Origin of the sequence: Pantoea sp. YU22 (assembly GCF_003970755.1) — a bacterium.
Classification (GTDB): domain Bacteria; phylum Pseudomonadota; class Gammaproteobacteria; order Enterobacterales; family Enterobacteriaceae; genus Pantoea; species Pantoea piersonii.
The window spans coordinates 1-9,174 of the sequence record NZ_RYDU01000035.1; the positions used below are offsets into that span (position 1 = coordinate 1).

8 protein-coding genes and 1 pseudogene are annotated in these 9,174 nt (G+C 50.6%); 7 read left to right on the forward strand and 2 right to left on the reverse strand.

Going from position 1 to position 9,174, the window contains the following annotated elements; translation table 11 throughout:
• Window positions 1-484 precede the first annotated feature (484 nt).
• From gcvA to EKL29_RS22625, 4 genes are all read left to right on the forward strand, one after another.
• Window positions 485-1,390 (forward strand): transcriptional regulator GcvA, encoded by a 906-nt coding sequence (gene gcvA / locus EKL29_RS22610; protein ID WP_126690809.1) that lies wholly within the window; start codon window positions 485-487, stop codon window positions 1,388-1,390.
• Between the two features lie 216 nt (window positions 1,391-1,606).
• On the forward strand, window positions 1,607-2,497 hold the full coding sequence (locus tag EKL29_RS22615) for an oxidoreductase (RefSeq protein WP_126690810.1): 891 nt from the start codon (window positions 1,607-1,609) through the stop codon (window positions 2,495-2,497).
• A 969-nt stretch (window positions 2,498-3,466) separates the two neighbouring features.
• A complete protein-coding gene (locus EKL29_RS22620) occupies window positions 3,467-4,531 on the forward strand; it encodes a mechanosensitive ion channel family protein (protein WP_120458296.1) in 1,065 nt (354 codons plus the stop codon).
• A gap of 107 nt (window positions 4,532-4,638) precedes the next feature.
• A complete protein-coding gene (locus tag EKL29_RS22625) occupies window positions 4,639-4,974 on the forward strand; it encodes an SDR family NAD(P)-dependent oxidoreductase (protein WP_271153419.1) in 336 nt (111 codons plus the stop codon).
• A 218-nt stretch (window positions 4,975-5,192) separates the two neighbouring features.
• On the opposite strand, the gene EKL29_RS22630 is transcribed toward EKL29_RS22625, so the two are convergent.
• Entirely contained in the window at window positions 5,193-6,452 is a 1,260-nt protein-coding gene (locus EKL29_RS22630) for a sensor domain-containing diguanylate cyclase (protein ID WP_126690813.1), read from the reverse strand.
• Between the two features lie 475 nt (window positions 6,453-6,927).
• Here EKL29_RS22630 and EKL29_RS22635 point away from each other — a divergent pair, with 475 nt between their 5' ends.
• The gene (locus EKL29_RS22635) at window positions 6,928-7,395 is read left to right on the forward strand and encodes a helix-turn-helix domain-containing protein (protein WP_126690811.1); all 468 of its coding nucleotides are present in this window, start codon (window positions 6,928-6,930) and stop codon (window positions 7,393-7,395) included.
• Window positions 7,396-7,577: 182 nt separating this feature from the next.
• Here EKL29_RS22635 and EKL29_RS22640 read toward each other — a convergent pair whose 3' ends face one another.
• On the reverse strand, window positions 7,578-8,315 hold the full coding sequence (locus EKL29_RS22640) for a dienelactone hydrolase family protein (protein WP_126690812.1): 738 nt from the start codon (window positions 8,313-8,315) through the stop codon (window positions 7,578-7,580).
• A gap of 108 nt (window positions 8,316-8,423) precedes the next feature.
• Between EKL29_RS22640 and EKL29_RS22645 the strand changes: the two genes are divergently transcribed.
• Together EKL29_RS22645 and EKL29_RS22650 are read left to right on the forward strand one after the other, a co-directional pair.
• Window positions 8,424-8,855, forward strand: coding sequence for a MarR family winged helix-turn-helix transcriptional regulator (locus EKL29_RS22645; protein WP_120458293.1), 432 nt, complete (start codon window positions 8,424-8,426; stop codon window positions 8,853-8,855).
• A 203-nt stretch (window positions 8,856-9,058) separates the two neighbouring features.
• Window positions 9,059-9,174 (forward strand): annotated as a pseudogene (locus tag EKL29_RS22650) (GNAT family N-acetyltransferase); the annotation flags it as partial.

Sequence of the window (9,174 nt, forward strand, 5' to 3'; positions counted from 1 at the left end):
AACAGATGTCACCGACAGAATATGAAAACCAGTATTATCAACGGCTCGGAAGTGTCTAGATTATCCGTGGCGATTCAAAGACTTGAAATACAGAGAAGCCATTTTGCCTGGATTTACAACGTCAGTTAACCGACAAGCAGAGAGACAATGAAGCCTCTAAGCGAGAACGTTGCTCAGTCTGACCTGGTTGTAGAGGTTTAACTGGCGATAAGATGCTACCTCTTTAATGGCTTAACCCTTTAAAGTTGATAAAAAAGGGGCACTGGCTCAGCCCTGAACGGGTACTTTTGCTGTTGCGAAAAGAGTGCATCCATGGTCAGCTCAGGACCAGCAGCAAACATTACAACAACGCTGGTAAATGTATTCATTCATGCCACGTTATGCGAAGCAGCCTCGCATCGCTTATTATTTCTGTCGCGTTATCTTTCGCAGGGGAGCAAGCTTGTGGTGATATGAGTATTCACTCATTCCCAGGGCGAGAATAATGCGTAACCTCCCACCGACCGCCATGCTGCGTGCGTTTGAAGTTGCTGCACGACATACTACCTTTACCGCCACCGCCGAAGAGCTGTTTATCACCCAAAGCGCCGTCAGCCATCAGTTAAAAAATCTCGAGGAGATGTGGGGGCTGCAACTTTTTCAGCGCGGTAAAACGCTGATTCTGACGCCTGCTGGAGAGGCACTCGCACCGCTGGTGCGTGAATTTTTCAATAAACTTGATACCACGCTTTCCGATCTGCGTGAACAAAACGGCAGGGTACGGTTGCGCGTCAACACCACTTATTCCTTTGCGCTGAAATGGTTATTGCCACGCCTTCCGGCCTTAGCCCGTTTGCATCCGGAAATTCTGGTATCACTGGAAAGCTCTGACAAAGCCATCAGTTTTGCCGGGAAAGAGTCCGATGTGGCGATCCGTTTTGGTCACGGCAATTACCACGCTCTTTTTACGGAATTTATGTTTCGTGAACAGTTATTTCCGGTAGCAAGTCCGGCGCTTCTACAGCGTTCAGGCACACCTGCTGAGCCTGCCGAACTGATGCGCTACCCGCTACTGACGCGTGATGGTGCCGACTTAGTGCCAAAATGGGGAGACTGGTTTAAGCACGTCGGGGTCAAGAGTGATGTCCTGCATGAGAACGTCCGTTTCGCTGATACCAACATGACGATTGAAGCCGCGCTTCTCGGCCAGGGTGTTGCGCTCGCGCGCAGTGGACACGTTGAAAAAGAGCTCGCCGATGGCACGCTGGTGCGGCTCTTTGAAGTGCCTTTCCCGTCACCGGCGGCCTACTATTTTGTGTGCCCGCAGGGTCTTGAAACGCAGCCGCAAATTCTGAATTTCCGTCACTGGTTGCTGCATGAGTCGCAGCAGGCGCAGAGCCATTATCAGTGAAATATGAGTAATTCCTCATGATGGAATGACGATACTTCATTGTTCATGCTGAGGTGTACTGTTTAGCATCGGCAGATATTGGAAGCCGAAGTGCCCATTTGCCCTGCCGGGTCACAGGGGATTGCGGTGAAGCGGTGCCGTTTCAAAATGTACTGGCGTGTCCGGTGATTGTCACCGGCATATGATGACGGGATAAGCGAATCAGGAGTAATCACTATGTCTGACCATCCGACAATTGCGCTGATTGGGCCAGGCGCGATTGGTACAACCATCGCTGCAGTTTTGCATGAGGTTGGCCGTACACCGCTGCTTTGCGGGCGCACCGCGCATCCACAGTTGCTTTTACGTCACGATGAGGGCGAGATTGCGGTGCCTGGCCCGGTATTAAGCGATCCGGGGACAATTGACCACGCCGTCGATCTTGTTTTTGTTGCGGTGAAAACTACTCAGAATGCCGACAGCGCCAGGTGGCTGAGCGCTTTATGCGATGAAAACACCGTGGTATGTGCGCTACAAAATGGCGTCGAACAGAAAGCGCAGCTTGAACCCTGGGTCAAGGGAGCAACCGTGCTGCCTTCGGTGGTCTGGTTTCCCGCTCAGCGCGAGCCGGATGCCTCGGTCTGGCTACGCGCTCAACCGCGTCTGACGCTGCCGGATGTTCCGCAGGCGAAACGGGTGGCCGATGCGCTGAGTGGCACACGCTGTGCGGTTGAGCTGTCAGCAGATTTTCTCTCTGTTGCATGGCGCAAATTACTACAAAATGCCGTCGCGGGTCTGATGGTGCTTGCGAATCGCCGCGCCGGTATGTTCTCCCGCGAAGATATTAGCGAGCTGGCGCTGGCGTATCTGCGCGAATGCCTTGCCGTGGCCCGCGCCGAGGGTGCCGTGCTGAACGACAGCGTCGCGCAGGAGATCGTCGATAATTTCCGGCGGTTGCCCGCCGATTTAGGTACCTCTATTCTCGCGGATCGTCAGGCCAATCGCCCAATGGAGTGGGAAATTCGCAACGGCGTGATACAGCGCTATGGGCATGCACACGGCATTCCCGTTCCTGTCAGCGATGTGGTTGTGCCTCTGCTGGCGGCTGGCAGTGAAGGACCGGGTTAACGCTGTTTCGTCAGACTTTTGAGTTGGGGGCCGTCTGGCGTTTCCCTGGTGAGGCGGGCCATTTCGTTCTCTGGCGGGGAATCACCCCCGCGTGGGTTAAGTGGCTTACTAACATTTTGAACAGCGTGCACGATTGTTCTGGCAGGGCAGTGTCTCTGGTTTCGATGCATAGATAAAAAATAGCTCGCTTGCCTGTCTGGTGTGTAAAACAGTGCGTACTGTTAATTGGCTCATTAAATGCCTCACCCACGTTGTCTGCCATCACGGACAGGGCTGGCACGGATTAACAGTCAATTTTTGGTCAATGCTTTTTAGCTTAAGGATGATCTAACTTGATTGCGCCTTTCTGGGCAAAGGGTAGTAAGGAATGGATAATTTAACTTTTTTAGCGAAATAAAAGGAATTAAAAGGTGCAGTAACTGTGTTCCTCCATTATCGCCGGATATGTCAGCTGATGAGGTATCCAGGTGATCATAGTAATTAAAAACGGTTTATCGCATTTATCACGTTAACGGATACGGATTAAACCTCAAACACAAAGGACTGGCGACTGAACTGTTGACGCTGCTGCGTCTGCAAGTACCTCCATGCCGCTAACGCTGCATAGCGGGGAAAGTTAGTACCCGTTAACCTGTTAATAAAAATGCTTATTGCAAGAAAAAGAGTGAGCTCAGCTTTTCGATATGAGCAGCAAGTTAGCACTGCTTCGGTCTGCTTTGTGGCGGAATCGGACTCTGACGCAGTGAAAAACCGAAGCGGTGGACAGAAGAAATCCTGCGTTTATCGCTAGCTAAGCTTTTACTAAAAGTTACCAGATATTTTTTTATGCCCTGTAAGGCCATTTTATTAGATCTTTCATATACTAAAGAGCGTGAATCACGTAATCATCAGATAACCTGAAAAGAAAGGTTACTGACTTTTTGACTTGCCTGACAACTCATGGTTGTTGGCTGAATATAAGGGGAAATAATGCCTTCGTTATTTGGTGAGTTATCTGGCGCTCCATCATGGGTGCCTGCTGTATTGCTCGTCACGCTCTCACTTGCAGTGGGTTTTCTGACGCGATTTATTCTTCTCAGTTTCATTCGTTACTGGCAAAGTCATGACAGAAAGCTATTCAAATCACTTGAAAAGCACCTTCGTGGATCAATGTTTCTTTTTATCCCCTTACTGTTAATAAGTTTTGGGGTTAATTATGTTAATATCGATCCTGAATCACTTAGCTTTATTACGACGTCAGTTAATATATTTATTATATTGTCATTTTGCTCGGTCCTGATTCGATTGATTAATGTTGCTCAGGATATGCTTTTCATACGCTATGACATCAATATTTCGAATAACCTTCGCGCCCGAAAAATTCGCACTCAGATAATGTATGTGAAAAAGGTCGCTATTGTCGTACTCGTGACGCTCTGTCTTTCGCTGATTCTACTCAGCTTTCCTGGCGTGCGAAAATTCGGGACTACCATTCTGGCAGGTGCCGGGGTTGCCGGAATAATCATTGGCTTTGCTCTGCAGAAGTCGCTTGTCAACTTGTTCGCCGGCATTCAGATTGCCTTTACGCAACCGATAAAAATCGATGATGCTGTCGTGGTTGAAAAAGAGTGGGGCTGGATTGAGGAGATCAACCTGACGTATGTTGTGGTGCGTCTCTGGGACCTGCGCCGACTGGTCTTGCCTATTACCTACTTTACTGAAAATCCATTCCAGAACTGGACGCGTAATAATGCACAAATTTTAGGATCTGTTTTTCTTTACGTTGATTATTCCATGCCATTAGAGCCTCTCCGCAAGCATTTTGAAAAAGTACTCAGTGAAACAAGGCTCTGGGACAAAGAAACTCAGGTGCTTCAGGTTACCGATACGACTGAAAAAACCATGACTATCAGGTTATTGATGACAGCACAGAATTCCCCCACCGCCTGGGATTTACGCTGTTACGTGCGGGAAAAAATGATTGAGTTTATTCAGCAAAATTACCCTCAGAGCCTCCCTCATGTGAGGGCGACACTGACCGATCCCGGTGCCTGATAGTGCGAAAATTCAGTAATTAAGTGCCCTCGTTTTTATAGGGCGGAACGTACAGAAGCGATATGCGGGGCAGGGGCTGCATGCGCAAGTAAGGGGCGGGCAGCATTATCAATATCAGCTCAGGCGCAACCCTGGCGACTTATCCGGCGCCAGCCGCCTACGCCAGCGCCAGGGCGGGGCTGAATATGCTTTCTGCCGTCGCACGCCTTGAGCTGGCTTCGGCAGGTATTACCGTATCGACCTTCTATCCTTTTATGACGGCCACTGAATTCTATCAGGCAGTAAAAGCAGGGCAGGATCAGGCAATAAAACAGCAGCAAGAGAGCGCTACTTTTATGCATTCCCCGGAGCAGGACGCCGGGATGATCCTCAGGCTCATCACCAGCGGCGAGGCGCAAAGCGATCGCGTACCGGAAGCCTACGGCGGTAGCTACCGCGAATGACGTGCTTTAGTGCTGCTCCATAAAATTAACGTTCTTGAGGCTCGCCAGGGCAAAAGAGAGGTTCTTGTTGTGGGTTAAGCCATCAATAAAGGGAAGGTTCCCGGAGTGCTATAGCTTGTCGGTGATCTTTAATATGCCAGGCGCGGACGTAGCAGAGGCACCCTAAATATAGGGGGCGGACGGACACCATAATAAATCACCTACAACAGCAGAAACCCCTAATCACGTAACGGCAGCGTTGCGGTCTCAAAAAACTGATATGACCCATCACGTCGTGCTTTCGCCTGGTACATTGCGATATCGGCATTTTCAAATAACATTTTGGCCGATGCCGTCCCGAACCGCGCAAGGCTGATGCCAATAGCTGCGCCGAGCCGTACTTCCATATTGTTGATAGCAAATGGCTCTTTCAGACTGTCCATAATACGCTGGGCGATGGCGGACGCCGCTTCGCGATTGCTGCACTTTGCTGCTACTACAAATTCGTCTCCACCCAGGCGCGCCACCGAATCGCCCGGGCGCATACAGCGTTGCAGGCGTTCGCTTACGTGCTGCAGCAAGAGATCTCCTGTTGCGTGCCCCATCGAATCATTGACGGCCTTGAACCCATTGAGATCGATAAACAGCACCGCCGTATAGGCCAGATCTTCGCCCTGCGCGAGCATGTAGCCCACCTGGTCGTTGATCCATGCCCGGTTAGGCAACCCGGTCAACATGTCGCGGGTTGCCAGTTTTTCGAGCCTCTGCATCCTCTCTTTATCGCGGGTAATATCGCGCGAAACCAGCACTGCGCCAATATTGTTGCCTGTGGAAGGATCGCTGACGCCACAGGCCTTGGTGCCCAGCGTAATGTAGTGGCCGTCGCGATGCTGCTTGCGCACCTCGACCACGTCTGGCAGCTCGCCGCCGTTGAAGATGTGCACCAGCGCCTCGGTGGCGGGTGCGCGGTCGTCGGGATGCAGGAAATCCACCACCAGCTGACCCACCATCTCATCGGCTGACCAGCCGATCATTTCGCTATAAGAAGGCGAGATCGACACGTATCTGCCGTCCGCGTCGCAATGAGCGATCAGGTCTGTGCTGTTCTCGATCAGCAGGCGGTACTCCGCTGCCGTACGCAGCGCATCTTCAAGCGCTTTGCGCTGACCGGTTATATCAAGAATAAAGCCATTATACTGCAGGCGAGAAGCGCTGGGCTGGCAATCCGGCAGGCCTGAAACAATCACACGTCGCGTTGTCCCGTCCAGACAATGGATCGGTACTTCAATATTAAAAGGCGTCACGCATTCAAGCGCGGTAGTAAGTTGCAGCGCGATCTTTGCATCGTCATCAGCCTGGGCGAACTTCAGCCATGCACTTAGCGTGACGCCTTTCAGTGCGGGCATCAGGCCCGCCGGGCTTTCCTGACTGACGATGCAAATGCCCTGGGCGTCCGTGGACCAAACAGCGGAAAAGGTAGGTGTGATCACAGTGTGCATGGTGGTCGGCTCCGATGTTTGCTGACGATACTTAACACGCTCAATACTCGTCATTACAGACCTCCGTGCGCCGTAATTGCCGTTCCCGTAAACCTGCCTGATGCTTCGGTAAGGAATGCTCCGTTACGCGAAGGTCAGTTATGCGCGGAAAATTATCTATGAGCATTCAAGGTCAGGAGTATTAATGTAAGTTTATCGGCTGATTAGCGCGCGATCTTTAATCAAGGCTGCATTATAAAACGGCTGTGAAATCTGTAACTGTCTCTTTATTTCTGAGTTATGCGATACATCACATTGTCCCGTTGTCTGACAAAGATAATGAAACGAATTCTTATTTTGAGCTGCCGTATGGGAAAATTATGCCTGCCGCGCTGGTGTCATGCCGGTGTCAGGTTGCTGTCGGGTTCTGATCGTGGTGATGCGGGCTGGCACGGGTAGCATTGTTCACTGACAACTTACTATTCGGAGATGGGCAATGAGTGACATTAATAAATTCAGGGCGCTGCGTCTTCAGCGGGCCTGGTCGCAGGAACAGCTTGCCGAATTATCAGGCCTGAGTACACGTACTGTGCAGCGGATCGAGAACGGCGAACGACCAGGTCTGGAAACGCTGAGCGCCTTAGCCGCGGTGTTTGAGATAAACGTTGCGGAGCTTTCCAGTCCGGAAAATGTTGGGGACAAGGCGCTCGATGAGCGAATTGCCGAAACGAGAAGCCGAGTCGCTGAGGAAGGCCGGTTCTACCGTTCAGTTATTACGGCACTCGTCGTCTGCCTGCTGTTGTTCATGCTTAATCACTTTACGTCTCCTGCCAGCAACTGGTCGTTATGGGTAGCTGCTATCTGGTTTGCGTTAATTACGGTGCGCGGCATGAGGACTTTTTTATTTAGGGGACTGATTAGCAAATGGCAGCAAAAGAGGCTGCAACGCCTGCTGCGCAGATAATACCTGGGGGTAAACAGACTTGATGCTGACCCGCAAACTTTACGAAACATTGTTCCAGGAGAGCTATTCCGAGGGGGGCATCAGGGCGTTGATGATTATGTCTGACGATTTTAACTATGAATAATATTTTCCGAAAAAATCTTTTATTTTTCATGGGAAAAAAGGTTTCAGTTAAATTTGCTTTAGGCAGTCAGTGCGCCCTTAAAAAAATCTAACATACGTTGCCACCCACGATTTGCTTCGCTTTCGTTATATACCGGAAAGTCAGGCACCATCCAGCCATGCTCAGCGGAATAGATGTCTGCCTGATAACAAGCGCCCACCCTTCCCAGGGCCTGCTCAAACTGTCTGGCCATCGCAGGCGGATAAAAAGGATCATTTTTAGCAACGCCAAGATAGAGCTTTGCTTTTAACGAATTAAGGTAGTTGTGTGGGCTATCGACAGCATCGGTGGCTAAATTACCGCCATGGAAGCTGGCAACTGCCGCAAAGCGATCGGGTCGGGAGGCCCCTGCTGCGATTGCCATCCCTCCCCCCATACAGAAGCCCACACAGCCAACTTTGCTGCCTTGCACATCATTTCGGGTTTCTAACCAGGCGAGTAAGGCATTCGTATCACTTATTGCTTTTGCGTTCCCGGTCGTTGACATCAACGGACCGAGAATCGCGTGAACATCACCTTTGAATACCTCGCCGGGATCTAATGGTCCGTAAGAGCCGTAGCGATAATAAAGATCTGGTAGCAGGACTACGTAACCGGCATCTGCTAACCGCTGTGCCATAGCAAACATTGCGGGACGAATACCGCCAGCATCCATGTAAAACACAATCGCAGGGCCACTGGCTTTGTTGGCAGGTGTAAATACGTGACTCACACATTCACCATCCGGTGTAGTGATGGTAACTGGCTCGCTGGACATAATCATCCCCTAAAGAGTTAATGAGGCGCAAGGAACAGATATATTTGACTGGCAAGAATCTGTAAAATATATACGTACGTATGTATCTGTCAAGGAGAGCTAGCCATCATGCATAACGATATACTTCATACCCCCGGACATTTGATTAGCCTTGCTGCGAGAGGCTTTGCGCGGCTGAGTGAGGCGCGCCTCAAACCCCTGGGTTTTGGTGTTGGCCAGGTGCCAGTGCTTGTGGCACTGTCAAACAATCTTGCAGCAACACAGCGGGACTTAGCACGTTTTGTCAGGGTTGAACAACCACCGATGGCACAAATGCTGACTCGCATGGAACGTAATGGGTTGATTCATCGAACGCCCGATCCTAAAGACCGGCGTAGCAGTCGAATCAAACTGGCAGACGCGGCTAAAGATCGGTTACCTGTAGCCTGCTCTGTTATCCTGGAAGCAAACAAGGAAGCACTTAAAGGCTTTAGTAAATCAGAATGCGAACAGCTAAGCGCCTTACTTACCCGGCTTATTTTGAACCTTGATGACATGTGATCCAGCCAGCTTCAGATGCTGCCCCTGCCGTTGCCGTCAAACCCCAGCCGCTAAGCGGACCCGGGAGCCGGAGGGGCATCAGGATGTTGATAATTATGTCCGCTGTGTGCCAGAAGGGGATATCGAGTCATGTTGCTCCAGGGGATAAGAAGTGTGCATGATGGTAAATTAGCCAAATAATAAATCCAGGAGAGGAGGAAAGAATGGCTACACAGCAAGCGCCTCAACTTGAAACAGAACGTCTGATTTTGAAGCAATTTACGCTCGATGACTTTCCCGCACTCAAGGCATGCTGGGCTACGCCTGAAATGGCTAAAAT